This window comes from Streptomyces sp. NPDC053541, assembly GCF_044544705.1.
In the GTDB taxonomy this organism is placed as follows: domain Bacteria; phylum Actinomycetota; class Actinomycetes; order Streptomycetales; family Streptomycetaceae; genus Streptomyces.
The window spans coordinates 681,621-706,290 of sequence record NZ_JBITXM010000001.1; the positions used below are offsets into that span (position 1 = coordinate 681,621).

23 protein-coding genes and 1 pseudogene are annotated in these 24,670 nt (G+C 73.5%); 14 read left to right on the forward strand and 10 right to left on the reverse strand.

The window, feature by feature from the left end; all coding sequences use genetic code 11:
• Nucleotides 1-42: 42 nt before the first annotated feature.
• Entirely contained in the window at nucleotides 43-987 is a 945-nt protein-coding gene (locus tag ACIGW2_RS03430; RefSeq protein ID WP_391653360.1) for a DeoR/GlpR family DNA-binding transcription regulator, read from the forward strand.
• Nucleotides 988-1,049: 62 nt separating this feature from the next.
• On the opposite strand, the gene ACIGW2_RS03435 is transcribed toward ACIGW2_RS03430, so the two are convergent.
• From ACIGW2_RS03435 to ACIGW2_RS03445, 3 genes are all read right to left on the reverse strand, one after another.
• The gene (locus ACIGW2_RS03435; protein WP_391653061.1) at nucleotides 1,050-1,517 is read right to left on the reverse strand and encodes a hypothetical protein; all 468 of its coding nucleotides are present in this window, start codon (nucleotides 1,515-1,517) and stop codon (nucleotides 1,050-1,052) included.
• Nucleotides 1,514-2,059: a TetR/AcrR family transcriptional regulator gene (locus tag ACIGW2_RS03440; protein ID WP_391653060.1), complete on the reverse strand. Its 546-nt coding sequence runs from the start codon at nucleotides 2,057-2,059 to the stop codon at nucleotides 1,514-1,516. The genes ACIGW2_RS03435 and ACIGW2_RS03440 overlap by 4 nt, the downstream gene beginning before the upstream one ends.
• Nucleotides 2,060-2,151: 92 nt before the next feature.
• The gene (locus ACIGW2_RS03445) at nucleotides 2,152-3,906 is read right to left on the reverse strand and encodes a biotin carboxylase N-terminal domain-containing protein (RefSeq protein WP_361575661.1); all 1,755 of its coding nucleotides are present in this window, start codon (nucleotides 3,904-3,906) and stop codon (nucleotides 2,152-2,154) included.
• A 395-nt stretch (nucleotides 3,907-4,301) separates the two neighbouring features.
• Between ACIGW2_RS03445 and ACIGW2_RS03450 the strand changes: the two genes are divergently transcribed.
• Nucleotides 4,302-4,739: a hypothetical protein gene (locus ACIGW2_RS03450; protein WP_391653059.1), complete on the forward strand. Its 438-nt coding sequence runs from the start codon at nucleotides 4,302-4,304 to the stop codon at nucleotides 4,737-4,739.
• Nucleotides 4,740-4,764: 25 nt separating this feature from the next.
• Here the strand turns inward: ACIGW2_RS03450 and ACIGW2_RS03455 are convergent, their stop codons facing one another.
• From ACIGW2_RS03455 to ACIGW2_RS03465, 3 genes and pseudogenes are all read right to left on the reverse strand, one after another.
• Nucleotides 4,765-5,370: a nucleoside triphosphate pyrophosphatase gene (locus ACIGW2_RS03455; RefSeq protein WP_361575667.1), complete on the reverse strand. Its 606-nt coding sequence runs from the start codon at nucleotides 5,368-5,370 to the stop codon at nucleotides 4,765-4,767.
• Between the two features lie 31 nt (nucleotides 5,371-5,401).
• The gene (gene mmpB / locus ACIGW2_RS03460) at nucleotides 5,402-5,539 is read right to left on the reverse strand and encodes a morphogenic membrane protein MmpB (RefSeq protein WP_356075606.1); all 138 of its coding nucleotides are present in this window, start codon (nucleotides 5,537-5,539) and stop codon (nucleotides 5,402-5,404) included.
• A 188-nt stretch (nucleotides 5,540-5,727) separates the two neighbouring features.
• Nucleotides 5,728-6,384, reverse strand: a pseudogene (locus tag ACIGW2_RS03465) (TetR/AcrR family transcriptional regulator); the annotation flags it as partial.
• A 36-nt stretch (nucleotides 6,385-6,420) separates the two neighbouring features.
• On the opposite strand from ACIGW2_RS03465, the gene ACIGW2_RS03470 reads away from it, so the two are divergent.
• On the forward strand, nucleotides 6,421-7,818 hold the full coding sequence (locus tag ACIGW2_RS03470; protein WP_399840789.1) for an MFS transporter: 1,398 nt from the start codon (nucleotides 6,421-6,423) through the stop codon (nucleotides 7,816-7,818).
• 144 nt (nucleotides 7,819-7,962) lie between these two features.
• On the opposite strand, the gene ACIGW2_RS03475 is transcribed toward ACIGW2_RS03470, so the two are convergent.
• Nucleotides 7,963-8,175, reverse strand: coding sequence for an acyl-CoA carboxylase epsilon subunit (locus ACIGW2_RS03475; protein WP_356075611.1), 213 nt, complete (start codon nucleotides 8,173-8,175; stop codon nucleotides 7,963-7,965).
• Nucleotides 8,176-8,199: 24 nt separating this feature from the next.
• Nucleotides 8,200-9,804, reverse strand: coding sequence for an acyl-CoA carboxylase subunit beta (locus tag ACIGW2_RS03480; protein WP_356075613.1), 1,605 nt, complete (start codon nucleotides 9,802-9,804; stop codon nucleotides 8,200-8,202).
• Between the two features lie 144 nt (nucleotides 9,805-9,948).
• Here ACIGW2_RS03480 and ACIGW2_RS03485 point away from each other — a divergent pair, with 144 nt between their 5' ends.
• From ACIGW2_RS03485 to hutH, 9 genes are all read left to right on the forward strand, one after another.
• Entirely contained in the window at nucleotides 9,949-10,800 is an 852-nt protein-coding gene (locus ACIGW2_RS03485) for a biotin--[acetyl-CoA-carboxylase] ligase (protein WP_399840791.1), read from the forward strand.
• 169 nt (nucleotides 10,801-10,969) lie between these two features.
• Nucleotides 10,970-12,121, forward strand: coding sequence for an adenylate/guanylate cyclase domain-containing protein (locus ACIGW2_RS03490; protein ID WP_356075619.1), 1,152 nt, complete (start codon nucleotides 10,970-10,972; stop codon nucleotides 12,119-12,121).
• Nucleotides 12,122-12,322: 201 nt separating this feature from the next.
• Nucleotides 12,323-13,117: an enoyl-CoA hydratase/isomerase family protein gene (locus ACIGW2_RS03495; RefSeq protein WP_391653055.1), complete on the forward strand. Its 795-nt coding sequence runs from the start codon at nucleotides 12,323-12,325 to the stop codon at nucleotides 13,115-13,117.
• A gap of 163 nt (nucleotides 13,118-13,280) precedes the next feature.
• Complete coding sequence (locus tag ACIGW2_RS03500; RefSeq protein WP_361575689.1) at nucleotides 13,281-14,396, forward strand: GGDEF domain-containing protein; 1,116 nt, start codon at nucleotides 13,281-13,283, stop codon at nucleotides 14,394-14,396.
• Between the two features lie 421 nt (nucleotides 14,397-14,817).
• Nucleotides 14,818-16,047, forward strand: a complete 1,230-nt coding sequence (locus tag ACIGW2_RS03505) for a hypothetical protein (RefSeq protein WP_391653054.1) — start codon at nucleotides 14,818-14,820, stop codon at nucleotides 16,045-16,047.
• 155 nt (nucleotides 16,048-16,202) lie between these two features.
• Nucleotides 16,203-16,703: a hypothetical protein gene (locus ACIGW2_RS03510; RefSeq protein WP_391653053.1), complete on the forward strand. Its 501-nt coding sequence runs from the start codon at nucleotides 16,203-16,205 to the stop codon at nucleotides 16,701-16,703.
• A 299-nt stretch (nucleotides 16,704-17,002) separates the two neighbouring features.
• Entirely contained in the window at nucleotides 17,003-17,407 is a 405-nt protein-coding gene (locus ACIGW2_RS03515) for a hypothetical protein (RefSeq protein WP_391653052.1), read from the forward strand.
• On the forward strand, nucleotides 17,404-19,608 hold the full coding sequence (locus ACIGW2_RS03520) for a tetratricopeptide repeat protein (RefSeq protein WP_399840795.1): 2,205 nt from the start codon (nucleotides 17,404-17,406) through the stop codon (nucleotides 19,606-19,608). Before ACIGW2_RS03515 ends, ACIGW2_RS03520 begins: the two co-directional genes overlap by 4 nt.
• A gap of 135 nt (nucleotides 19,609-19,743) precedes the next feature.
• Nucleotides 19,744-21,285: a histidine ammonia-lyase gene (hutH, locus tag ACIGW2_RS03525; RefSeq protein WP_399840943.1), complete on the forward strand. Its 1,542-nt coding sequence runs from the start codon at nucleotides 19,744-19,746 to the stop codon at nucleotides 21,283-21,285.
• Between the two features lie 139 nt (nucleotides 21,286-21,424).
• On the opposite strand, the gene ACIGW2_RS03530 is transcribed toward hutH, so the two are convergent.
• Nucleotides 21,425-21,706 carry an LAETG motif-containing sortase-dependent surface protein gene (locus ACIGW2_RS03530; protein ID WP_361575707.1) on the reverse strand — a complete coding sequence of 94 codons (282 nt, stop codon included), beginning with the start codon at nucleotides 21,704-21,706 and terminating at the stop codon, nucleotides 21,425-21,427.
• Between the two features lie 109 nt (nucleotides 21,707-21,815).
• On the opposite strand from ACIGW2_RS03530, the gene ACIGW2_RS03535 reads away from it, so the two are divergent.
• Complete coding sequence (locus ACIGW2_RS03535; RefSeq protein ID WP_391653049.1) at nucleotides 21,816-22,175, forward strand: hypothetical protein; 360 nt, start codon at nucleotides 21,816-21,818, stop codon at nucleotides 22,173-22,175.
• A gap of 201 nt (nucleotides 22,176-22,376) precedes the next feature.
• Nucleotides 22,377-23,648: an Ig-like domain-containing protein gene (locus tag ACIGW2_RS03540; RefSeq protein WP_356077153.1), complete on the forward strand. Its 1,272-nt coding sequence runs from the start codon at nucleotides 22,377-22,379 to the stop codon at nucleotides 23,646-23,648.
• A gap of 104 nt (nucleotides 23,649-23,752) precedes the next feature.
• Here ACIGW2_RS03540 and ACIGW2_RS03545 read toward each other — a convergent pair whose 3' ends face one another.
• Entirely contained in the window at nucleotides 23,753-24,622 is an 870-nt protein-coding gene (locus ACIGW2_RS03545) for a helix-turn-helix domain-containing protein (RefSeq protein ID WP_391653048.1), read from the reverse strand.
• Between the last annotated feature and the right edge of the window lie 48 nt (nucleotides 24,623-24,670).

The following is a 24,670-nucleotide window of genomic DNA, read 5'->3' on the forward strand; positions in this document are numbered from 1 at the left end:
GGTTTCGTGTTCGCTGCAGAACGTCGCCAGTTGATCCTCGAAATGGTGCGCGCCAATGGAGCCGTGTCGCTCCGCGAGCTCGCCCGCGTCGTCCAGACCTCAGAAGTGACCGTACGGCGAGACGTGCGGGCGCTGGAGGCAGAAGGACTCCTCGACCGCCGGCACGGCGGTGCGGTGCTGCCGGGCGGACTCACCCGCGAATCCGGCTTCCCGCAGAAATCCCATCTCGCCACCGCCGAGAAGACGGCCATCGCCGATGCCGCCGCGAACCTCGTCGAAGAGGGCGAGGCCATCGTCGTCGGCGCCGGCACCACCACCCAGGAGCTGGCCCGCCGGCTCGCCCGGGTGCCCGGGCTCACCGTCGTCACCAACTCGCTGCTGGTCGCCCAGGCCCTCGCCCACGCCAACCGGGTCGAGGTCGTGATGACCGGCGGCACCCTGCGCGGCTCCAACTACGCGCTGGTGGGCAGCGGGGCCGAGCAGTCGCTCCAGGGCCTGCGGGTCTCCAAGGCCTTCCTCTCCGGCAGCGGACTGACCGCCGAGCGCGGCCTGTCCACGTCCAACATGCTCTCCGCGAGCGTGGACCGGGCGCTCGTGCAGGCGGCGGCCGAGGTCGTGGTGCTCGCCGACCACACCAAGCTCGGCACCGACACCATGTTCCAGACGGTGCCCACCGACGTGATCACCCGCCTGGTCACCGACGAGCCCCCGGCGCACGACGAGCGCGCCGCCACCGAGCTCCAGGCCCTGGCCGACCAGGGCGTGCAGATCGCGGTGGCCGGCACCGGCGCCGCCCCGCACGGTGCGGAGCAGCACCCCCCGGGCGGCCGGCCGCGCCGTGACCTGCCGCTGCCGGGCCAGCGCGGCGGCCGGCTGCCGGGCGGTCAGTTCCGCGGCGGCCCGGGCGGTCCCGGCGGCCCGCTGGGCGCCGACGTGCTCGCCCCCGAGCGCTCGGCCGCCCGCGTCGCCGACCTGCGCCGCCGCTGACGGAGCGCACAGGGAAGCCGGTGCGGCGACCCGCTCCGTACGGAAGCGGTGCCGTACGGGACTCAGCCCGTGCGGTACGGGACGGGGGCGGCGGACACGTCGTCGCTCTCCGCGATCTCCGTCCGGCCCCGCTCGAAGTACCGGGCGAACTCGACGGGTTCGTCGAGCACCAGCGCCGTCACGGGCGCGTCGGCGTACGGCGGCAGCTCGGGGCCGATGCGATAGGCGGTGCGGATCACCTCGTCGTCCGGGCCGTGGTCGGTGACGGTGCCGAAGCCCCCGGAGTCCTCGGAGTCGGCCGGGTTCGGGGCCCAGGTGCCGTTGACGCGCAGCCGGTAGCGGAGTTCCAGGACGCCCGGCGCCGGGCAGCTCCAGTGGAACCGGCCCACGCTCAACTCCCCGCTCGCACTGGAGAACTCGCTCCAGCCCCGCCCGTCGGGCAGGAAGGCCAGGTCGCTGGTCTCCATCGCGCCCACGTCGAAGGCGCCGCTGTGCCAGTGGCCCACCAGGGCCTCGTCCCCACGGCTCACCGCGTGATCCCCCGGAGCGTCAGATCGAGCAGCCGGTCCGCCAACTCCGGGTCCTCCGGGGAGCGTTCGGCGGCCAGGGCGATGGCGTGCGCCAGCGTGGTCAGATCGCCGACGGTCACCCCGTCCCGCACCGCGCCCGCCGCACGGGCCCGGTCGAGCAGCGGCGCGCCCGCCGCCCGCAGCGGCTCGCCGCACTCGGCGACCGTCGAACTCCGCCCGGGCGCCCCGGACATGAGGGCCACCGACAGGCCCCGGTACTCGCGCGCGTGGGTGATCAGCGCGCGCAGCCACGCCACCAGGGCGGCACCCGGATCGGGTGCCCCGGCGAGCTCCGCCGCACGGTCGAGCAGCCCGTCCATCCCCTCCCGTACCACCGCGCCGAGCAGTGCCTCCCGGGTCGGGAAGTGCCGGTAGAGGGTGCCGATGCCCACCCCCGCGCGGCGGGCGATGTCCTCCAGGGCCGCGTCGGTGCCCTGCGCGGCGAAGGCGGCCCGCGCCTCGGCGAGCAGCCGGTCGTGGTTGCGGCGCGCGTCGGCACGCATGCGTACGCCCTCCTCCTCGTGGTCCCGGTACGGCGAAGGGCCCGCGGCGGCGATCCGCCCGCGGGCCCTTCGTACCGTACCGGTGCCGGACGTCAGTCCTTGATCTCGCAGATCGCCGCGCCGGAGGTGACCGAGGCGCCGACCTCGGCGCTCAGGCCCTTGACCGTGCCGGAGCGGTGCGCGTTGAGCGGCTGCTCCATCTTCATGGCCTCCAGGACGACGATCAGGTCGCCCTCCTTGACCTCCTGGCCCTCCTCGACCGCGACCTTGACGATGGTGCCCTGCATCGGGGACGCGAGGGTGTCGCCGGAGGCCGTCGGGCCGGACTTCTTGGCGGCGCGGCGCTTCGGCTTGGCGCCGGCGGCCAGGCCGGTGCGGGCCAGGGTCATGCCGAGCGAGGACGGCAGGGAGACCTCCAGGCGCTTGCCGCCGACCTCGACCACGATGGTCTCGCGGCCGGCCTCGTCCTCCTCGGCCTCGCCGCCCGCCGGGGCGAACGGCTTGATCTCGTTGACGAACTCGGTCTCGATCCACCGGGTGTGGACGCGGAACGGGTCGGCGGTGAACGCCGGGTCGACCACGACGGCCTGGTGGAACGGGATGGCGGTGGCCATGCCCTCGACCTTGAACTCCGCCAGCGCGCGGGCGGCGCGCTGCAGCGCCTGCTCACGGGTGGCGCCGGTGACGATCAGCTTGGCGAGCAGGGAGTCCCAGGCCGGGCCGATGACCGAGCCGGACTCGACGCCGGCGTCCAGACGGACGCCCGGGCCGGTCGGCGGGTTGAAGGTGGTGACGGTGCCGGGGGCCGGGAGGAAGTTGCGGCCCGGGTCCTCGCCGTTGATGCGGAACTCGAAGGAGTGGCCGCGGATCTCCGGGTCGCCGTAGCCGAGCTCCTCGCCGTCGGCGATGCGGAACATCTCGCGGACCAGGTCGATGCCGGTGACCTCCTCGGTGACCGGGTGCTCGACCTGGAGGCGGGTGTTGACCTCCAGGAAGGAGATCGTCCCGTCGACACCGACGAGGAACTCGACGGTGCCGGCGCCGACGTAGCCGGCCTCCTTGAGGATGGCCTTCGACGCGCGGTACAGCTCGGCGTTCTGCTCCTCCGTCAGGAACGGCGCCGGGGCCTCCTCGACCAGCTTCTGGTGGCGGCGCTGGAGCGAGCAGTCACGGGTGGAGACGACCACGACGTTGCCGTGCTGGTCGGCGAGGCACTGGGTCTCGACGTGCCGCGGCTTGTCGAGGTAGCGCTCGACGAAGCACTCGCCGCGGCCGAAGGCGGCGACGGCCTCGCGGACGGCGGAGTCGTAGAGCTCCGGGACCTCTTCGAGGGTGCGGGCGACCTTCAGACCGCGGCCGCCGCCGCCGAAGGCGGCCTTGATCGCGATCGGCAGGCCGTGCTCCTCGGCGAAGGCGACGACCTCGTCGGCGCCCGAGACCGGGTCCGGGGTGCCGGCGACCAGCGGGGCGCCGGCGCGCTGCGCGATGTGGCGGGCGGCGACCTTGTCGCCCAGGTCGCGGATGGCCTGCGGCGGCGGGCCGATCCAGATCAGACCGGCGTCCAGCACCGCCTGCGCGAACTCCGCGTTCTCGGAGAGGAAGCCGTAGCCCGGGTGGACCGCGTCGGCGCCCGAGTCGGCGGCGGCCTGGAGCACCTTGGCCATGTCCAGGTAACTGGTGGCCGGGGTGTCACCGCCCAGGGCGAACGCCTCGTCGGCCGCGCGGACGTGCAGGGCGTCCCGGTCCGGCTCGGCGTAGACGGCGACGCTGGCGATCCCGGCGTCCCGGCAGGCCCGGGCGACGCGGACAGCGATTTCGCCACGGTTGGCGATGAGCACCTTGCGCACGATGGCTCCCTCCTTGAAACAAGCTGAGTTTAGGGACTGCCGACACGGCCTTTCGACCCGTCCCCAATGGTGAGCTTGCCCACACGGAGCGTGAACGGAGGCTCGCTCGGGTCGTGAAATCCCTTGTCGCACCACGGTACGCAGGGATTCTTGACGGCACAGTAGCTCCGGGGTGTGGCGCAGGTCTCTGTTCTCGCGGCCAGTCGCCAAACGGGTTTCTTTGTGGAGTCCCTACGAATGGCTCAATGATTCTTTGCGCGCCCGCCGCCCACCCGGTCCGCGTTCGCCCGCCCGGCACGAACCCTTGTCCGGGGATTTACCGGCCAGTAGCCTTCGCCTCGTCGTCCGTACCGTAGGTAACTGTCGTATCCAAGGGGATCCAGGGGGTGGCCCAGGTGGCCCGCAGACCGATAGCACTCGTCACGGCGGCGGTCCTGCTGCTCGAAGCACCCGGCATCGTGGCGATCAACGCGGTCATGGCCCGCTTCGTGAAGGCCCAGTCGATGTCCCTCGACGGCATGGACCCCGAACTCATGTACACCGGCACCTGGGCCCTCGGCATCGGCTCCGGCGCACTCCTCCTGCTCTGCGCCCTGGTCCCGCTGCTCGCCGCGGTCCGCGACCGCCGCCCCGGCCGCCCGGGCCGCGCCCTGCTCATCGGCTGCGCGGTCGTGCACGGCGTGCTCGGCGCGGTGGCGGTCGGCCTGCTCGGCTGGGCGGCCTTCGCCTTCCTGATGGGCGTGGTCGCCCTGATCGTCCTCACCCTGGTGGCGTACGGGGAGGGCGCGGCCGACCGGGAGCCGGCCGCGACCGAGGCGGCGCGGACCGCTTAGACCCGGACGGCCCGGGCCCGTCGGCTCAGGCCCAGAGGTCGGTGATCGCGACGTCCAGCTTGCGCAGCAGGGTGCGCAGCAGCGGCAGCGAGAGGCCGATGACGTTGCCCGGGTCGCCGTCGATGCCCTCGATGAACGGCGCCGAGCGCCCGTCCAGGGTGAACGCGCCCGCCACGTGGAGCGGTTCGCCGCTGGCCACGTACGCCTCGATCTCGGCGTCCGTCGGGTCGCCGAAGCGGACCACGGTGGAGGCGGTGGCCGACTCGTAGCGCTTGGCCGCCGTGTCGTAGACGCAGTGGCCCGTCTGGAGGATGCCGACCCTGCCCCGCATCGCCTTCCAGCGGGCGGTGGCCTCGGCGGCGTCGGCGGGCTTGCCGAGCGCCTGCCGGTCCAGCTCCAGGACCGAGTCGCAGCCGATGACCAGGGCGCCGCTCACCTCCGGCCGGGCCGCGACGTGCGCGGCCTTGGCCTCGGCGAGGGCGAGCGCCAGCTCGGCGGGGGTCGGCGCGTGCACCTTGTCCTCGTCGACACCGCTGACGATCACCTCCGGCGCGAGGCCGGCCTGGCGGAGCAGTCCGAGCCGGGCGGGGGAGGCGGAAGCGAGCACGAGGCGGCGGCGATCAGCAGTCATGGGGGCAGCGTAGCGAGCCGCGGGCGGGTCCTCAGCCCGTCAGGCGTGCGCCGATCACGAGCATCCACACCACTAACGCCACGCCGATCAGGACACCCGCGCGCTGCAGCATCGCCTGCATCTCGCGCATGTCCTTCGGCGGCTCGTCTTCGGGGTCGGACCAGAGCATGTTCCGATCGTGGAGGGCGGGGCCGCCGGGGCGCCTGAGTACGGGTACTCAACCGCCCCGTGCCGAGGGGACTATTTCGTCTCCGGCGTCGTTTCAGGAGCCGTCTCAGGAGCCGTCTCCGGGTGGGACCCGCCGATGGACTCGGCGGCGGACTCGGCGACGGGCCCGGCGACGGACCCGGTGGCGGTGAACGCGCCGGCCGCCGCCGCGGCGAGGGCGGCGGTCACCGCGCGTTCGGCGTCCGCCGGTGCGAGCTCCTCGTGGGTCAGGGCGAAGCGGTAGTAGAGCGGGGCCGAGACGGCACGCAGGAGTTCGCGGCCGTCGGTGCCGGGCGGCAGTTCGCCGCGGGCCTCGGCGCGGGCGGCGACCGGCGCCCATTCGGCCAGCCGGGTGCGGTAGAAGCCGCGCAGCGCCGCCGCGCAGGTCTCGTCGCAGGCCGCCGCCGCGATCACCGCCCGGAACACGGCGCCCATCCGCGGGTCGGTGAGGGTCTCCCGTACGAGCGTGGCGTTGGCCCGCAGGTCGCCCGCGAGGGTGCCGGTGTCGGCGGCGGGCAGGGACTGCTCGGCCATGTCGTGCAGGAGGTCGGTGACCAGGCCGACGGGGGAGCCCCAGCGGCGGTAGACGGTGGTCTTGCCGACGCCCGCGGCGGCGGCGACCTGATCCATGTTCAGGGTGTGGAAGCCGCCGGTGGCGAGGGTCTCCTCGGTGGCGTCGAGGACCGCGCGGCGCACCTTGGCGGTGCGGCCTCCGGGGCGCTGGGTGCCGGGCACGGCCGACGGGCTCTCGCTCAAATGGGTCTCCTGTTCCGTTAAGGCTCTCGACTCTGCTACCGTCTGGGGCATCTTAACGGAACCAGTCTCCCATTAAGGGGTCCCGTCATGGCTGCGCCCGCTGCCGCCCCGGCCACCGCGCCGGTCGCCGCTCCCTCCGCCCCCGCCGCCCGCATGGACGGACGGATGCGGCTCGTCCTGGTCGTCCTCCTCGTCGCCCAGTTCATGCTGGCCGTCGACTTCTCGATCCTGAACGTCGCCCTGCCCGTCATCGGCGACGGACTCGGCTTCTCCCTCGGCGGCCTCCAGTGGATCGCCACCTCGTTCGCCCTCGCCGCCGCCGGCTTCACGCTCCTCTTCGGACGCATCGCCGACCTCGTCGGCCGCCGCCGGATCTTCCTCGGCGGCCTCGCCGTCCTCGGCGCCGCCTCCCTGGCCGGCGGCCTCGCCACCGGCCCCGGGACGCTGATGGCCGCCCGCGTCGTCCAGGGCCTCGCCACCGCCGCCGTCACCCCCGCCGGGCTCTCCCTGCTCACCTCCTCCTTCCCCGAGGGCCCGCTGCGCGACCGGGCGCTCGGCCTCAACGGGGCCCTGATGTCCGCCGGGTTCACCACCGGCGCGATCCTCGGCGGCGTCCTCACCGACCTGCTGTCCTGGCGCTGGGCCTTCTTCGTCAACGTGCCCGTCGCCCTCGCCGTGCTGCTCGTCGCCCCCGCCGTCCTCAAGGAGAGCCGCCCCGCCGAGCGCTCCCGGCTCGACGTCCCCGGCGCCGTCACCGTCACCGGCGGCCTGCTCGCCCTCGTCCACGGACTCACCACGGCCGGCGAGCACGGCTGGAGCGATCCCACCGCCCTCGTGGCCCTCGGCGTGGCCGCCGTGCTGCTCGCCGCCTTCCCGCTGGTGGAACGCCGCTCCGCGGCCCCGCTCGTCCCCGTCCGCGTCCTCCGGCGCCGCACCGTCGTCTGGGGCAACCTCGCCGGGCTCGTCGCCTTCGCCACCGAGACCTCGCTGGTCTTCCTGATGACCCTGCACCTCCAGGACGTGCTCGGCTTCTCCGCCCTCGCCGCCGGCCTGTCCTTCGGCGTCCTCGGCGCCGGCACCGTCCTCGGCGGCCTGCTCGCCCCGCGCTTCCTGGGCCGCTTCTCCGCCCGTACCGCGCTGATCGCCGGCGGCCTCCTCCAGGCCGCCGCCACCCTCGTCCTCGTCGAGCCGTCCTACGGCCTGCTGCTCGCCGCCACCTTCGCGGGCGGCGTCGGCAACATGCTCGCCATCGTCGGCTTCATGGTCACCGCCACCTCCGGGCTGCCCGACGCCGAGCAGGGCATGGCCACCGGCATCGCCACCATGACCCAGCAGATCGGCATCACGCTGGGCACCCCCGTGATGAGCGCCGTCCTCGTCACCACCGACGGCCTCCCGGACGGCATCTCCCGCGCGGTCCTGGTCAACGCGGCCCTGGTGCTGGCCGGCGCCCTCGCCTCGGCGCTCTTCCTGCGCCGCCGGTGAGGCGGGCGACCCGGGCGACCGGGCCGCCCCCCGCGCGGACACGCCGAAGGCCGGACCCCCCGCACACGGGATCCGGCCTTCGCGCCGTTCTTGCGGTGTCCTGAGTCCCGGGTCCTTCTCGCGGTGGCCCGGGCCTTCCGGTGGCTAGGCCGGCCAGTAGGACCGCGCCCAGGACCGCGGGCCCGGCCGGGGCCGGACGCTGCGGGCGATGCGGGCCGGGTCCGACCAGCCCTCGGGGAGCCCCGGGCCGGCGTCCGCGGCGGCCGCCGCCGCCGTGGCCGCGGCCCGGGCCTGGACCACCGCCAGGGCGGCGGCCAGCTCCTCGGGGGTCGGGTTGCCTCGTACGACCTTGATCACGACGGCTCCTTCGGGGTCTCGGTCCTACAGCGGGATGTTGCCGTGCTTCTTCGGAGGCAGGGATTCCCGCTTCGTCCGCAGCTGACGCAGCCCCTTCACGATCTGCGGGCGGGTCTCGGACGGCAGGATCACGCCGTCGATGTAGCCGCGCTCGGCCGCGATGTACGGGTTGAGCAGGGTGTCCTCGTACTCCTGGATGAGCCGGGTGCGCACCGCCTCGACGTCCTCGCCGTTCGCCTCCGCCTCGGCCAGCGTGCGCCGGTGCAGGATGTTGACCGCGCCCTGCGCGCCCATGACCGCGATCTGCGCGGTCGGCCAGGCCAGGTTGAGGTCGGCGCCCAGGTGCTTGGAGCCCATGACGTCGTAGGCGCCGCCGAAGGCCTTGCGGGTGATGACCGTGATGAGCGGGACGGTCGCCTCGGCGTACGCGTAGATCAGCTTCGCCCCGCGCCGGATGATGCCCTCGTGCTCCTGGCCGACGCCCGGCAGGAAGCCCGGCACGTCGACGAAGGTCAGCACGGGGATGTTGAAGGCGTCGCAGGTGCGGACGAAGCGCGCGGCCTTCTCGGAGGCGTCGATGTCCAGGCAACCGGCGAACTGCATCGGCTGGTTGGCGACCACGCCGACCGGGAAGCCCTCGACGCGGCCGAAGCCGGTCAGGATGTTCGGCGCGAACATCGCCTGGGTCTCCAGGAATTCGCCCTCGTCCAGGACGTGCTCGATCACCGTGTGCATGTCGTACGGCTGGTTCGCCGAGTCCGGGATCAGCGTGTCGAGCTCGCGGTCCTCGTCCGTCGCCTCGGTCTCGGCGACCTCCGGGAAGGCCGGCGGCTCGGACAGGTTGTTCGAAGGCAGGTACGACAGAAGGGACTTGACGTACTCGATGGCGTCCTTCTCGTCGCCCGCCATGTGGTGGGCCACGCCCGAGGTCGTGTTGTGGGTGCGCGCGCCGCCCAGTTCCTCGAAGCCCACGTCCTCGCCCGTCACCGTCTTGATGACGTCGGGACCGGTGATGAACATGTGCGAGGTCTGGTCCACCATCACCGTGAAGTCGGTGATCGCGGGGGAGTACACCGCGCCGCCCGCGCACGGGCCGACGACCAGCGAGATCTGCGGGATCACGCCGGAGGCGTGGGTGTTGCGGCGGAAGATCTCGCCGTACATGCCGAGCGCGCTCACGCCCTCCTGGATGCGGGCGCCGCCGGAGTCGTTGATGCCGACGACCGGGCAGCCGGTCTTCAGCGCGAAGTCCATCACCTTGATGATCTTCTGGCCGAAGACCTCGCCGAGGGCGCCGCCGAAGACCGTGAAGTCCTGCGAGAACACCGCGACCGGGCGCCCGTCCACGGTGCCGTAGCCGGTCACCACGCCGTCGCCGTACGGACGGTTCTTCTCCAGGCCGAAGTTGGTCGAGCGGTGCCGGGCCAGCTCGTCCAGCTCCACGAACGAACCTTCGTCGAGCAGCAGTGCGATCCGCTCCCGCGCGGTCAGCTTCCCCTTCGCGTGCTGCTTCTCCACCGCCCGCTCGGAACCGGCGTGGGTGGCCTCGCCGATCCGGCGCTGCAGGTCCGCGATCTTGCCCGCGGTCGTGTGAATGTCGATCTCGTTGTGCTCTGCCGGCTCGGACATCGGGATGCGGCTCCCTGCCTGGTCACGGGGGGTTCGTGGACGAAGAATGACTACGAATGGACTACTGCCCTGCTACTGCCCCGTAGCGTATCGGCGCCCCTACGGTTCGGCAGTGCGGCGTTTGCCACACCTAACCTGACTTGCATGACGTCCTCCCAAGGCTCAGCGGGACGCTGGTCCGACCTCGACCGCCCCCCGCTCAACGCTTCCGTCCTGCGCCGCGCGCTCGTGCTCCCCGACGGCCTGTGGACCTCCCTCGACGTCGTCGAGTCCACCGGCTCCACCAACTCGGACCTCACCGCCCGCGCCGACGAACTCCCCGAAGGCGCGGTGCTGGTCGCCGAGCGGCAGACCTCCGGCCGCGGCCGGCTCGACCGCAGCTGGACCGCCCCCGCCCGCTCCGGCCTCTTCGTCTCCGTGCTGCTCAAGCCCGCCGTACCGGTGCACCGCTGGGGCTGGCTGCCGCTGCTCACCGGAGTGGCCGCCGCGCGCGGCCTCTCCGAGGCCGCCGGCACCGAGCTTTCCCTCAAGTGGCCCAACGACCTCCTGGTGAAGGTCGGCGGCGAGGAGCGCAAGACCGGCGGCATCCTCGCCGAGCGGGCCGGCGCCGACGGCGTCGTGATCGGCCTCGGCGTCAACGTCACCCTCCGTGAGGACGAGCTCCCGGTGCCCGCCGCCGGCTCCCTCGCCCTCGCCGGCGCCGTCTCCACCGACCGCGACACGCTGCTGCGCGCCGTCCTGCGCTCCCTGGAGCGCTGGTACGGCGACTGGGTGCGGGCCGACGGCGATCCGGCCGCCTCCGGGCTCCAGGAGGCCTACACGGCCGGCTGCGCCACCCTGGGCCGCCGGGTCCGCGCCGACCTGCCCGGCGAGCGGATGCTCGAGGGCGAGGCGGTCGGCGTCGACGGCGACGGACGGCTCGTGGTGGCGACCGAGGGCGGCGGCACCGAGGCCGTCGCGGCCGGCGACATCGTCCACGTACGGGCCGCCGACTGACCGCGCTCCCGCGCACCGCGCGGGGAGGCGCCGGCCGCCTCCCCGCGCGGTTCACGCCCGCTCCGGGGTGGTTCGGGCGTGAGCCAGCACACACCTGTCGTATCGTGGACCGCGATCCATGCGACAGATCGGCAGGGCAAGTGGGCAGGGAACGGGCAGGAGGCGGCCGGTGACCGTCGACGACGCGCACAACGGCGCCGGGGCCGAGGAGCCACCCACCAACCCCACGTACCCCACGCCCCACCATGTCGTCGACCACACGGCCGAGCCGACCGACGACCCCCTGGCGATCCGCCTCGAACAGCTCATCCTCGGCGCCGACCGCCGCTACACCCCCTTCCAGGCCGCCCGCACCGCCGGCGTCTCCATGGAGCTGGCCTCCCGCTTCTGGCGCGCCATGGGCTTCGCCGACATCGGCCAGGCCAAGGCGCTCACCGAGGCCGACGTCCTCGCGCTGCGCCGGCTCGCCGGTCTCGTCGAGGCCGGACTGCTCAGCGAGCCGATGGCCGTGCAGGTCGCCCGCTCCACCGGACAGACCACCGCCCGGCTCGCCGAGTGGCAGATCGACTCCTTCCTGGAGGGCCTCACCGAGCCCCCCGAGCCCGGCATGACCCGCACCGAGGTCACGTACCCGCTGGTCGAACTGCTCCTGCCCGAGCTGGAGGAGTTCCTGATCTACGTGTGGCGGCGCCAGCTCGCCGCCGCCACCGGCCGGGTCGTGCAGGCCGCCGACGACGAGGAGATGGTCGACCGGCGCCTGGCGGTGGGCTTCGCCGACCTCGTCGGCTTCACCCGGCTCACCCGGCGCCTGGAGGAGGAGGAGCTCGGCGAGCTCGTCGAGGCCTTCGAGACCACCTGCGCCGACCTCGTCGCCGCGCACGGCGGCCGGCTCATCAAGACCCTCGGCGACGAGGTCCTGTACGCCGCCGACGACGCCGGCACCGCCGCCGAGATCGGGCTGCGCCTGATCGAGACCCTCGGCCACGACGAGACCATGCCCGCGCTCCGGGTCGGGCTCGCCTTCGGCACCGTCACGACCCGGATGGGCGACGTCTTCGGCACCACCGTCAACCTGGCCAGCCGGCTCACCTCGATAGCCCCCAAGGACGCCGTCCTGGTCGACAGCGCCTTCGCCGAGGAGCTGACCAGGGCGGGCGCGGCGCCCGTCTCCGAGACCGGCGCCGCCGAGGAGGCCGCCCGCGCCGAGAAGGAGGGCGAGCAGCCGCCCACGTACCGCTTCGCGCTCCAGCCGATGTGGCAGCGCCCGGTGCGCGGACTGGGCGTCGTGGAGCCCTGGCTGCTGAGCCGCCGTCCGACCTAGGCCGTCTCTTCCGGATCTTGCCGGGCTCTCGACGCCCTGCACCGCGCCTCGCCGCGTTGTCGTCGGTCGCCGATGCTCCGCATCGCTTCCCTCCTCCGCCTTGCGATGCACGGCACCGGACGCCGCTCGCTGATCCGGCCCGATCCGAAAGAAACGACCTAGGATCTCCGGTGAACACTCGTTAACCGGGAGGGCCTCCGCATGTCCGAGCAGCGTTTTGGTGAGTTCGTCGTGGTCCGCAAGGAGGGAGCCGGGCACGTCGCCGAGCTGGTGCTCGACCGGCCCAAGGCGATGAACGCCGTCTCCTCCGAGATGGCCCGCTCCATCGGCGCCGCCTGCGCCGCGCTCGCCGCCGACCCCGCCGTCCGGGTCACCGTGCTGACCTCCTCGAACGACCGGGCCTTCTGCGTCGGCGCCGACCTCAAGGAGCGCAACTCCTTCAGCGACGCCGAGCTGGTCCGGCAGCGACCGGTGGCCCGCGCCGCCTACACCGGCGTCCTGGAGCTGCCCATGCCGACCGTCGCGGCCGTGCACGGCTTCGCGCTCGGCGGCGGTTACGAGCTGGCGCTCTCGTGCGACGTGATCGTGGGCGACGCGAGCACCGTCGTGGGCCTGCCCGAGGTCTCGGTGGGCGTGATCCCCGGCGGTGGCGGCACCCAGCTGCTGCCGCGCCGGGTGGGCGCGGCGCGGGCCGCCGAGCTGGTCTTCACGGCCCGCCGGGTGGAGGCCGCCGAGGCCCGCGAGCTGGGTCTGGTGGACCTCCTGGAGGACGACGCCAGGACCGCCGCGATGGAGCTGGCCGGCCGGATCGCGGCGAACTCGCCGGTGGGCCTGCGCGCCGCGAAGAAGGCCATGCGGCTCGGCCAGGGCCTGGACCTGCGGGCCGGCCTGGAGGTCGAGGACGGGGCCTGGCGCTCGGTGGCCTTCTCCGGCGACCGGGCGGAGGGCGTGGCCGCCTTCAACGAGAAGCGGAAGCCGGAGTGGCCGGGGGAGTGAGCCGGGCTTCCGTCGAGGACCGGGGCGGCGAGGTCGGTGGGCGCGGTGGCGCTGCCCGGTGGTGTGGCGCCGCACGTGTGCAATTGCTCCCGATTTTCACTATATGTAACTTTCCGTGACGTCTCGGAAGGGAAAACGGATCAATCCTCCCTAAGCTGGAGGAATGGGTGAGGATGTGCGGCTGCGGGCCGTGGTGGCGCTGGCACAGGCGATGGCGGCGGCGCACACTCCGCGGGAGTTCTGGCGCGCCGCCGCGCTGGGCGCCTGCGCCGGGCTGGGCGGCAGCTTCGCCGCGCTCTCCGTCTGGGAACGGGACCACGGCCGGCTGAAGGTCCTGGTGAACGCCGGGGCGCGGGCGGTCGGGGAGGAGGAGTTCCCCGACGCCGAGACGTACCCGGTGCACCAGTTCCCGGAGATCACCGAGTTCCTGCACGAGCAGTGGGCGGGCGGCGGCGAGCCCGACGCCTGGGTGGAGACCGCCGACGACCGGGTGCCCACCGGCCGGGTCACCGGGCTTCGGCGGCGCGGCCGCGGCTGCTGCGTGGTCGCGCCGGTCGTGCTGCACGGGCGGGCCTGGGGCGAGCTGTACGTGGCGCGGCCGGCCGGGGCCGTGCCCTTCGACCGCGAGGACGCCGACTTCGCCACCGTGCTCGCGGCGGTCGTGGCGGCCGGGATCGCCCAGGCCGAGCGCCTGGAGGAGGTCCGCAAACTGGCCTTCACCGACCCGCTGACCGGCCTCGCCAACCGCCGGGCGGTCGACGCCCGGCTCGACGAGGCGATCGAGCGCTACCGCGAGGACGGCTCCGTGGTGAGCCTGCTCGTCTGCGACCTCAACGGCCTCAAGCGGGTCAACGACACCCACGGCCACGCGGTCGGCGACCGGCTCCTCGAACGCTTCGGCTCCGTGCTGTCCCGGTGCGGCGCGATGCTTCCCGGCGCGCTGGCGGCCCGCCTCGGCGGCGACGAGTTCTGCCTGCTCACGGTCGGCCCGACGGCCGACGAGGTGGTGGCCGTCGCCGAGGAGCTGTGCGTACGGGCCGCGGAGCTGGAGCTCGGCGAGGGCGTGGCCTGCGGGGTCGCGTCCACCGGCGACCCGATCGGCCCGCTGAAGTCGGCCCGCCGCCTCTTCCGCCTCGCCGACGCGGCCCAGTACCAGGCGAAGGCCGCCCGCTCGGCGAAACCGGTGGTCGCGGGCCGCGACGGCACGGTGATCCGCCTCGCCGACGCGCCGCCGGGGGCACGGGACCGCCGCCGGTTCCGGGACGCGCCGCCGAGGTAGGGCGGCGGGACTCGGGCGTAGCCGTGGTCGGCGTCGTGCCGTAGCGGGCGGCATGCCGGCTGCGTAGGGGCGATCGGGACGGATCGGAGGCCGTACGGCGCACCCGGCAGGGCCGGCGCACGCCCCCGCGGGCGTGCGCCTTCCGTGCGCCACGGGCGGCCGGGGCCCGGCCGGGGCGGTGTCGTGGTGGCCCCGCGGGGGCGAGCGGGCCGTGCGCCCGGGTGCGCCCGGCGGGGGCCGGGCGGAGGGGGCGGGGGGAGCGCGCGGCGGCTCCGGCCGTCCCACCGGGGCGCGGGGCCGGCCGGGCGGACGCCGTGCCGCCGGGTCCGTGCGCCCTTGCCGGCGCGCGCCCGGTCCCTAGTGTCATCCGGCACCGGGACCCCGCGTCCGCGGGGTCGGTGACGGTTGATCAGGGGGCTTCATGAAGAGTCGTCTCAGACGTTCGCTCGCCTTCGTGGGAGCGCTGGTCCTGCTGCCCGTCCTGGCGAACTCCGCCGGCGCGGAGTCGCCCGGGCCGCTGACCGCCGACAAGGTCGCGGCCCTGTCCCCGGAACGACAGGCCCGCGTGCTCGAACCGCTGCGGCTCGCCGCCGACGCCGCCGCCCAGGCCGGGCGGGGCGACTGGGCGGCGATCTACACCCAGGTCGAAATGGCCGCCGACTACCGCTCCGTCAACGTCTATCTGACCGACCCGGCGCAGGGCGGGAAGTTCCTGGCCGCCGCGCACCGGGCGAACCCGAAGGCGGACACCGGGCTGCTGCGGATCCGCCCCGCCAAGAAGTCCCTCCGCGACCTGAGGACGGAGATCGACGCCCTCACCTCCCGCGCGGACCTGCCCTTCTCCGTCTCGCTCGCCGCCGCCTCGGTGGACGGCGCCACCATCGAACTCGGCGTGGACAAGCCGGACGCGGCCCGCGTCTACTTCGCCTCGCCGTCCGTCGCCGTACAGCGCGCGGCCGCCGGGGCCACCCCGGTCCGGGTCCGGCAGGCACCGGCGGCGGTCCCGGTGAACCGCTGGAACGACACCTCGCCCTTCTACGCGGGCGCCGCGCTCGGCCCGGCGTACGGCGACAAGTCGTACTGCACCAGCGGCATCCCCGCCGTCAGCACCTGGGACGGCCGCCAGTGGCTGGTCACCGCCGGCCACTGCTACAACGTCAACGACAACGTGTGGGCGGCCGGCGGCAACTACATCGGCCAGGTCAAGTACAAGCGCACGGACCTGGACTCCGCCTTCATCGAGACCCCGACCTACCGCCGCACCTGGGACGGCACGGACGCGAACGGCTACAGCCGCTACCTGAACGGCGTCCGCAACGTCGCCGTCGGCGACTTCACCTGCCAGCTGGGCTACAACTCCAAGGTCGTCTGCAACATCCGCACCGTCTACGCGGGCAACGTCAGCTGGAACGTCAACGGCACGACCGTCTGGGGCAGTTACGGCGTCCCGCACTACGGCGGCATCGTCGTCCGCGGCGGCGACAGCGGCGGCCCGGTCATCTACATCAACGACCCGGACTCGCGTCAGCTCAACGGCATCGTGAGCGTGGGCTACGGCTGCAACGCGGTGAAGGAGTGCAGCACGGGCATCGGCTGGGTCGACGTCTGGTCCATCTTCAACGGCTTCGCGATCAAACTGAACCCGTCCTGACGACCACCTGAGAGCAGGGGGGGGGCAGGCGGCGCCGGGACCCGATCACCGGGCCCCGGCGCCGCCGGGTCCGCAGCCTCCGCTCCCCAGGCCGGCGCGGCCCGGGTACCGTCGACCTCCACCACGCAGTTGATGACCGCAGGCTGGAGTGTGCAGTGCAGGTCAAGGATGTGCTCTGTCAGATTTTCCGGGACCGGGTCTCCGAGTACTTCTCGATGTCGCCCGTCGGCTTCACTCCGGCGCCTGCTCTGTACGACCCGGCGCCAGCCTCTGCCCGAGCGGAGCTGGAGGAAAGACTGGGGGCGGTCTGGGACGATGGGTATCGGGAATTCCTCGAGGCCAGCGACGGGATGAATGGTTTCAACCTTGCTTTCCTCGGCGTCAAGGACTGGTCCCCCGGCGGGCTGGGCGAGGCCGCTTCGAGGCTCCTGGAAGACTTCCGGGACATCGGTCTTCCGGAGGACGAGGGGATCGATCCTGGCGTTGAGCTGGCACCGGTGGCGGTGAATTCCGACATCAGTGTCGCCGTCTTCATGGGCGACATGGGGGCTGGTTCCCGTTTTTGGCTGGTCGGGGAGGGGGACGGCTTCTTCCTCGAGAGCTTCGTCGACGTTCTCAGGTTCGTGGGCGGGGAAAGGCGGGTGGAGACCCGATGAAGGGCTGAGCTTCGTCTGGCTGCTGAAGTCCGTGCACTCTTCTCACGTGACGCTGCGGTCGGAAAGTCCGGAACTCCACCCGTTCCCGATGCATCCCGACCGCGGCGGCCTCGTTCCCGTCGGGCGTTCGTACGGCGAGAATCACCGGTGACCGGGGAACGGCGAAAGCGCCTGGCCGCTGCCGGGACTTCTTGGACCTCCTCGCGGGTACCCCCTGCGTCGCGGCGCCAACCGCCCTAGGCTGAGCCCCCGTTCGCAGCGCCAGGTGCGGGAGAGGCCTTCGGCGGGAGGGAGTGCGCGTGAGCGTGGGGCGGTGGGTGGTGGCCGGGGTGACGGGGGTCGTGGCCGTCGGGTTGGTGGTCGTCGTGCTCGTGGGGGATCTGGAGCAGGGCGAGAAGATCGCGAGCGTCGTCGGGGTCGTCGTGAGCGTGCTGCTCGGCGGGTTCACCGTCGTCAGCGCGCGGCCCGCCGCGGCGGGGCGGCGGGTGAGGGCCGGGCGGGGGGCCGTCGTGGTCGACGGGAGCGTCAGCGGGAGCGCGCTCGGGCGGGGGTCGAAGGTGACGGGTCCGCCGACCGCCGGGACGGCGGGCGCGGCGGGCGGCCCGCGTCCGGTGGTGGACGACGTGCGCGGCGGGCCGGACAGCACCGTGGTCCTCGGAGACGTGCGGGACTCCGCGCTCGGGGACGAGAGCGAGCGCGGGTGAGACGCCGGCGGCCGCGCGCGGAGCCGGGCGTCGAGGTCGGCGGCGACGTCGCGTACAGCGCGCTCGGCCCGTACAGCTCCGTCGTCGTGCACCAGGCGCCCGCCCCGGCGGCGGTCGAGTGGCCCGTCGAGGTCGGGGCCGTACCCGCGCTCGCCTCCGCGTTCCAGCCGCGCACCGGCCTGCGCGAGCGGATCGACGCGGTGCGGGCCGAGGGCGGCACGGCGGTGCTGACGCAGGTCCTGTCCGGCGGCGGCGGGGTCGGCAAGTCGCAGCTCGCCGCCTCGTACGCCGCCGGGGCCGTCGCCGAGGGCACCGAACTCGTGGTGTGGGTCCCGGCCGGCGAGCTCCAGCAGCTCGTCACCCTCTACGCGCGCGCCGCGCTGCGGGTCGCCGCGCCCGGCGCGACGGGGGAGGACCCGGAGGCCGACGCCCGCGCGTTCCTCGGCTGGCTCGCCACCACCGAGCGCCGCTGGCTGGTCGTCCTCGACGACATCGCCGACCCGGCCGCCGTCGACGGCTGGTGGCCGAGCAGCCGCACCGGCACCGGCTGGGTGCTCGCCACCACCCGCCTCCACGACGCCCGGCTCACCGGCGGCGGCCGCCGCCGGGTCCCCGTCGACGTGTACGAACCGGCCGAGGCGGTCGCCTATCTGCGCGCCCGGCTCGCCGAGGAACCGGGCCTCGCGGACGGGGCGGAGGAGGAGCTGGCCGAGGCACTCGGACACCTCCCGCTCGCGCTCGGGCACGCCGCCGCGTACATGCTCAACAACGGCCTCGGCTGCGCCGCCTACCTCGCCCTCTTCCGCCGCTCCTCCCTCGGCGACGCGCTGCCGCCCTCCGCCGACGCCGAGGGCTACGGCCGGGCCGTGGCCACCACCCTGCTGCTCTCCCTCGACGCCGCCGAGGCCGCCGACCCGGCCGGCCTCGCCCGCCCGGTCCTGCGCCTGGCCGCGCTTCTGGACCCGGCCGGGCACCCGGAGGCGCTGTGGGAGACGGAGGCGGTGCTCGACCAGCTCGACCCGCTCGGCGACCACGAGCCCGATGAGATCCGCGCGAGCCTGCGCGTCCTCCACCGCTACGCCCTGCTGACCTGCGACAGCGGTACGGGCCGGGTGCGGATGCACGCCCTGACGGCGCGGGCGGTGCGGGAGACGACCCCGGAGGAGGACATCGCCGGCCTGGCGGAGGCGGCGGCCGAGGCCCTGGAGTTCCTGTGGCCGGAGCCGGAGCGCCCTGACGGGGAGCTGGCGGCGCTGCTGCGGGCGAACGCGGACGGCCTCGCCGCCGCCGTGGGCCCGCTGATGTGGGAACTGGTCGACTGCCGGCAGCTGGTGTTCGTGGCCGGGGTCAGCCTGCTCCGGGAGGGCCGGCTCGACGCCGCGACGGCCCACTGGGGCGAGGTCGTCGCCTCCTGCACCGCCGTCCTGGGCCCCGAGCACCCCGACACCCTGCACGCCCTCGGGCGGCTGGCCGACGCGTACGGGCGGACGGGCCGGATCGCCGAGGCCATCGAGGTCGAGGAAGGGGTGCTGGCCGCCCGCGAGCGCACGGCGGGGCCCGACGACCACGACACCCTCGTCGCCGCCGCCAACCTCGCGACCTCCTATGCCCACGCCGGGCGGCTCCCGGAGGCCGTGACGCTGATGGAGCGGGTCCTCGCTGACCGGGAGCGGCTCTTCGGGCCCGGCGGCGCGGACACCGCCCAGGCCCGCGCCAACCTGGCGGCCTATCTGCAGCAGGTGGGCCGGCTCCCCGAGGCGGTCGTCCTGGCCGAGCGGGCCCTGGCGGAGATGGAGGCGGCGGTGGGCCCGTACCACCCCGAGCTCCTGGGCGTACGCAACAACCTCGCCACCGCCTATCACGCCTCGGGGCGGTTCGCCGAGTCGGCGGCGCTCAAGGAGCGCGCGCTCGCGGACGCCGAGCACCTGCTCGGGCCCGAGCACCACCAGACCGCCTTCCTGCGGGGCAACCTCGCCGTCAGCTACTGGGACCTGGGCCGCCACGAGGAGGCCGCCGCCCTGCTCGCCCGCGCGGTGGAGGAGCTGCGGAGCGCCCTCGGGCCCGGCCACCCCGAGGTCCTGGAGTACGCGGAGTCGCTGGAGCTGATGCGCCGCGAGCTCTTCGGCCGCACCGGGCGCGCGACCGTCCCCCTCTGGCGCCGTCTGCTGCGCCGCCGGCCGCCCCACGGGTCAGACTCGTAAGGACTTCGCAGGGGCCGCGCACGGCCCTCGCGAGCTCCTCGCACGGCCCTCGTAAGGGGTCCGTCCCCGCCGGACCGGTGACGAAGTCACCTAGTGACAGGTCGCTCTTCAATCCGTAAGGTTCTGAATATGGATATGCAGACTGTCGTCCTTGGGACGTCCGGCACCACCCCGCAGGACGTCATCGACGTCGCCCGCCACGGCGCGCGCGTCGAGCTGTCTCCCGAAGCCGTCCAGGCGCTCGCCGCCGCCCGCGCCACCGTGGACGCGCTCGCCGCCAAGCCCGAGCCGGTGTACGGCGTCTCCACCGGCTTCGGCGCCCTGGCCACCCGGCACATCGGGCATGACCTGCGCACCCAGCTCCAGCGCAACATCGTCCGCTCGCACGCCGCCGGCATGGGCCCGCGGGTCGAGCGCGAGGTCGTCCGCGCGCTGATGTTCCTGCGCCTCAAGACCGTCGCCTCCGGCTACACCGGCGTCCGCCCCGAGGTCGCCCAGACCATGGCCGACGTGCTGAACGCGGGCATCACCCCGGTCGTCCACGAGTACGGCTCCCTCGGCTGCTCCGGCGACCTCGCACCGCTCTCCCACTGCGCGCTCGCGCTCATGGGCGAGGGCGACGCCGAGGGCCCCGACGGCGCGGTGCGGCCGGCCGGCGAGCTGCTCGCCGCCGCCGGCATCCAGCCCGTCGAGCTGCGCGAGAAGGAGGGCCTCGCCCTCCTCAACGGCACCGACGGCATGCTCGGCATGCTGATCATGGCCCTCGCCGACCTCGACAACCTCTACAAGTCGGCCGACATCACCGCCGCCCTCTCCCTGGAGGCCCTGCTCGGCACCGAGAAGGTCCTGGAGCCCGAGCTGCACGACGTCCGCCCCCACCCCGGGCAGGGCGCCTCCGCCGCCAACATGCTCGCCGTCCTCAAGGGCTCCGAGCTCACCGGGCACTACCAGAGCGGCGAGGCCCCCCGGGTCCAGGACGCCTACTCGGTGCGCTGCGCCCCGCAGGTCGCCGGCGCCGGCCGCGACACCATGGCGCACGCCCGCCTGGTCGCCGAGCGCGAGCTCGCCGCCGCCGTCGACAACCCGATCGTGCTGCCCAGCGGCGAGGTCCGCTCCAACGGCAACTTCCACGGCGCCCCCGTCGCGTACGTCCTCGACTTCCTCGCCATCGCCGCCGCCGACCTCGGCTCGATCGCCGAGCGCCGCACCGACCGGCTGCTCGACAAGAACCGCTCGCACGGCCTGCCCGCCTTCCTGGCCGACGACGCCGGCGTGGACTCGGGCCTGATGATCGCCCAGTACACGCAGGCCGCCCTGGTCAGCGAGATGAAGCGGCTCGCCGTCCCGGCCTCCGCCGACTCCATCCCGTCCTCGGCGATGCAGGAGGACCACGTCTCCATGGGCTGGTCCGCCGCCCGCAAGCTGCGCACCGCGATCGACAACCTCACCCGGATCATCGCCGTCGAGCTCTACGCCGCCACCCGCGGCATCGAGCTGCGCCACGGCCTGAGCCCGGCACCCGCCTCGCAGGCCGCCATCGAGGCGCTGCGCGCCGCCGGTGTCGAGGGTCCCGGGCCGGATCGTTTCCTCGCCCCCGACCTGGCCGCCGCCGACGCCTTCGTACGGGCCGGCCGCCTGGTCGCCGCCGTCGAGCCGGTCACCGGCCCGCTGGCGTAACCCCGAGCAGCAGCACGAGAAGGGCCGCCCCCGACGGACGGGGGCGGCCCTTCTCGTACGTCCAGGAGCGCGTACGTCCGGATGCTCCGTACGTCCCGGGGCCCGGGCCCGCACGTCCCGGGTCCGTACGTCCAGGCGCTCAGGAGGCGCGGCCGCCGCGGCGCATCGCCAGCGTCACGAAGCCGGCCCCCACGCCCAGGAACAGCGTCCCGCCCAGCACGTACGGCGTGGTGCTCGGGCCGCCCGTCTCGGCGAGCCGGGTGGTGGCCCCGTCCGCGGTCCCCGCCTCCGTCGCGGCCGAGGCCGCGGCGCCGTCTCTGCCCTGCTCGCCGGTGGCGTTCGCGGACGGCACGAACCACAGCGCGCAGAGCAGCGTCCCGGCGGCGGTGGCGGTGAGCAGCGGGCGTCGAGCGACGGACACGGGTTTTCGATCCCCCTTGCGGAAACCGCGAATTGGTAGGTGCGCTGATGGTATTGAACTCAGCGGGTCGCGGGAAACCCGAGGAGCCCCGGCGTTCTACGCTCCGCCCATGAGCACTTCCGAGACATCACGCTATGTACGCCTTCGGGTCGATCTCGTCCTGGAGATCGACGGGCCCGCCGAGGTCACCGACGCCGCGCTCGGCCGGATCGACGCCGACACGTCCATGCCGGAGGAGGAGCGCACCCACGCCCGGGCCGCCGTCGCCGAGGACAGCGCGGAGGCCCTGGCGTACCTCGTCGAGCCCTTCGACGTGGTCGCCGGCGTGCCGGGCGTCGACCTCGTCCAGGCCTCCTGGAGCACCGAGGAGATCGACTACGACCCCGATGCGGAGGAGTGGGACCTCGACGACGAAGATGAGGGGTGGGACGACGACTCGGACGAGGGGGACCGGCCCGTCGGCGACTGACCGGCGCGCAGGCCTCCGAGGGCCCCGGGACGCCCGCGTCCCGGGGCCCTCGCGCGGGTAGGGGAGCCCCTCGGGGAACCGATCGCTCCGCGGAAGCGTGTGCATCGGTGGAGCAGTGGTGTTCCCCACAAACCCCCCGGTTGTGGAACCGGGCGGGTTCTCATGGGTGTTTCAGTGGGAAATGGCAGGTAGTCGGCGACGATGGAGAAGCGTGTGATGACGGACGGCAAGCGCCGCAAGGGCCTGGCGGCCGCAGCCGCGGTGCTCGGTGGCGTGCTGGTGCTCTCGGCGTGCAACGACGGCGACAAGGGCGGCAGCGCCGCCGACGCCTCGCAGAGCGGTCAGTCGCAGGCCCAGGTCGACGAGGCAGCCGCGCAGAAGACCTCCAAGGCGCAGATCACCATCACGCCCAAGAACGGCGCCCAGAACGCGTCGATCAACGACGACGCCAAGGTCACCGTCACCGACGGCAAGCTCACCGAGGTCACCATGACCTCCGCCGAGGGCAAGACCGTCGAGGGCGAGATAGCGGCCGACGGGCTGAGCTGGAAGCCCTCCGGCCAGCTGGAGCGCGGCACCGTCTACAAGATCTCCGCGACCGCGAAGGACGCCGAGGGCCTGGAGGCGCACGAGAACACCTCGTTCACCACCGTCAGCAAGGCCAACAGCTTCATCGGCAACTTCACGCCGGAGGACGGCTCGACGGTCGGCGTCGGCATGCCCGTCTCGATCAACTTCAACAAGGGGATCACCGACAAGAAGGCCGTCCAGAGCGGCATCAGCGTCACCTCCAGCTCCGGCCAGGAGGTCGTCGGCCACTGGTTCAACTCGACGCGGCTGGACTTCCGTCCGCAGAGCTACTGGACCGAGGGCTCCACGGTCACCCTGAAGCTCGACCTCGACGGCGTCGAGGGCGCCGACGGCGTCTACGGCGTCCAGAAGAAGACCGTCACCTTCAAGATCGGCCGCAACCAGGTCTCCACCGTCGACGTGAAGACCAAGACGATGACCGTCACCCGCGACGGCCGCACCGTCAAGACCATCCCGATCTCCGCCGGCTCCCCGGACAACACCACCTACAACGGCCAGATGGTGATCTCCGAGAAGTTCAAGGAGACCCGGATGAACGGCGCCACCGTCGGCTTCACCGACGACGACGGCAAGGGCGAGTACGACATCAAGGACGTGCCGCACGCCATGCGCCTGTCCACCTCCGGCACCTTCATCCACGGCAACTACTGGGGTGCCCGCTCCATCTTCGGCAGCGTGAACACCAGCCACGGCTGCGTGGGCCTCGCCGACGTCAAGGGCGCCGGCGACCCGAACCAGCAGGCCGCCTGGTTCTACGACAACTCGATCATCGGCGACGTCGTCATCGTGAAGAACTCCGCCGACAAGGTCATCGCCCCGGACAACGGCCTCAACGGCTGGAACATGAGCTGGGAGCAGTGGAAGGCCGGCTCCGCGGTCTGACCCGCCCGGACCCGCCGGAAAGCCCGGCACCCGTACGAGCACACGGCGGCGGCCCCCTCGACTCCCGGAGTCGAGGGGGTCGCCGCCGTACGGCTCCCGGTCCGCTACGGCTTCCCCGCGTCCACCGGCTCGTCCACGCCCCACTGCGCGAGCAGCCGCAGCGCGTCCGCCGACGGCGAGCCCGGCTCCGCGTGGTAGGTCACGAGCACCTGGTCCGGGTCGTCGCCCGAGACCTTCAACGACTCGTAGCCCAGCGTCATCTCGCCCACCAGCGGATGCCGCAGCCGCTTCAGACCGTGGCCCTTGTCCGTCACCGTGTGCGCCGCCCACAGGGAGCGGAACTCCTCGCTGCGCACCGACAACTCGCCGACCAGGGACAGCAGTTCCTGGTCGTCCGGGTGCAGCCCCGCGTACAGCCTGAGGACGCTCACCACCTCGACCGCCTTGCACTCCCAGTCCACGTACAGATCGCGCGCGTTCGGGTCGAGGAACACCATCCGCGCCATGTTCCGCTCACGCGGCTCCCAGGCCGGGAAGTCGCCCATGAGCGCCCGCGCCATCCGGTTCCACGCCAGGATGTCCAGCCGCCGTCCCACGACGAAGGCCGGCACCCCCTCCAGGGCCTCCAGCAGGTGCGCGACGCCCGGCCGGACCTGCTGCGGGCGGGCGGCGGCGCCGCGCTGCCGCTTCTTCGCCGTCGGCTTCGCCAGGTGCGTCAGATGCGCCCGCTCCGTGTCGCTCAGCCGCAGCGCCCGCGCGATCGAGTCGAGCACCTCCATGGACACGTTCCTGCCGTTGCCCTGTTCGAGCCGCGTGTAGTACGCCACCGAGACGCCGGCCAGCTGCGCCAGCTCCTCCCGGCGCAGCCCCGGCACCCGGCGGTGCCGCCCGAACTCCGGCAGCCCGACGTCCTGCGGCTTCAGCCGGGCCCGGCGGGTGCGGAGGAATTCGCTGAGTTCGGCGCTGAGGTCCATGCCTCCCCAGTATTCCCGCTCGCGCCCGGCCCCGGGCGTACGTTCCTG

What these genes read in the sequence shown, in the direction of transcription:
- ACIGW2_RS03430 (WP_391653360.1), top strand. Translation starts at nt 43, where the DNA reads ATGGTGCGCGCCAATGGAGCCGTGTCGCTCCGCGAGCTCGCCCGCGTC.
- ACIGW2_RS03440 (WP_391653060.1), bottom strand. Translation starts at nt 2,059, where the DNA reads ATGCGTGCCGACGCGCGCCGCAACCACGACCGGCTGCTCGCCGAGGCG.
- ACIGW2_RS03455 (WP_361575667.1), bottom strand. Translation starts at nt 5,370, where the DNA reads ATGACTGCTGATCGCCGCCGCCTCGTGCTCGCTTCCGCCTCCCCCGCC.
- mmpB (WP_356075606.1), bottom strand. Translation starts at nt 5,539, where the DNA reads ATGCTCTGGTCCGACCCCGAAGACGAGCCGCCGAAGGACATGCGCGAG.
- ACIGW2_RS03470 (WP_399840789.1), top strand. Translation starts at nt 6,421, where the DNA reads ATGGCTGCGCCCGCTGCCGCCCCGGCCACCGCGCCGGTCGCCGCTCCC.
- ACIGW2_RS03480 (WP_356075613.1), bottom strand. Translation starts at nt 9,804, where the DNA reads ATGTCCGAGCCGGCAGAGCACAACGAGATCGACATTCACACGACCGCG.
- ACIGW2_RS03485 (WP_399840791.1), top strand. Translation starts at nt 9,949, where the DNA reads ATGACGTCCTCCCAAGGCTCAGCGGGACGCTGGTCCGACCTCGACCGC.
- ACIGW2_RS03495 (WP_391653055.1), top strand. Translation starts at nt 12,323, where the DNA reads ATGTCCGAGCAGCGTTTTGGTGAGTTCGTCGTGGTCCGCAAGGAGGGA.
- ACIGW2_RS03500 (WP_361575689.1), top strand. Translation starts at nt 13,281, where the DNA reads ATGGGTGAGGATGTGCGGCTGCGGGCCGTGGTGGCGCTGGCACAGGCG.
- ACIGW2_RS03505 (WP_391653054.1), top strand. Translation starts at nt 14,818, where the DNA reads ATGAAGAGTCGTCTCAGACGTTCGCTCGCCTTCGTGGGAGCGCTGGTC.
- hutH (WP_399840943.1), top strand. Translation starts at nt 19,744, where the DNA reads ATGCAGACTGTCGTCCTTGGGACGTCCGGCACCACCCCGCAGGACGTC.
- ACIGW2_RS03535 (WP_391653049.1), top strand. Translation starts at nt 21,816, where the DNA reads ATGAGCACTTCCGAGACATCACGCTATGTACGCCTTCGGGTCGATCTC.
- ACIGW2_RS03540 (WP_356077153.1), top strand. Translation starts at nt 22,377, where the DNA reads ATGGAGAAGCGTGTGATGACGGACGGCAAGCGCCGCAAGGGCCTGGCG.
- ACIGW2_RS03545 (WP_391653048.1), bottom strand. Translation starts at nt 24,622, where the DNA reads ATGGACCTCAGCGCCGAACTCAGCGAATTCCTCCGCACCCGCCGGGCC.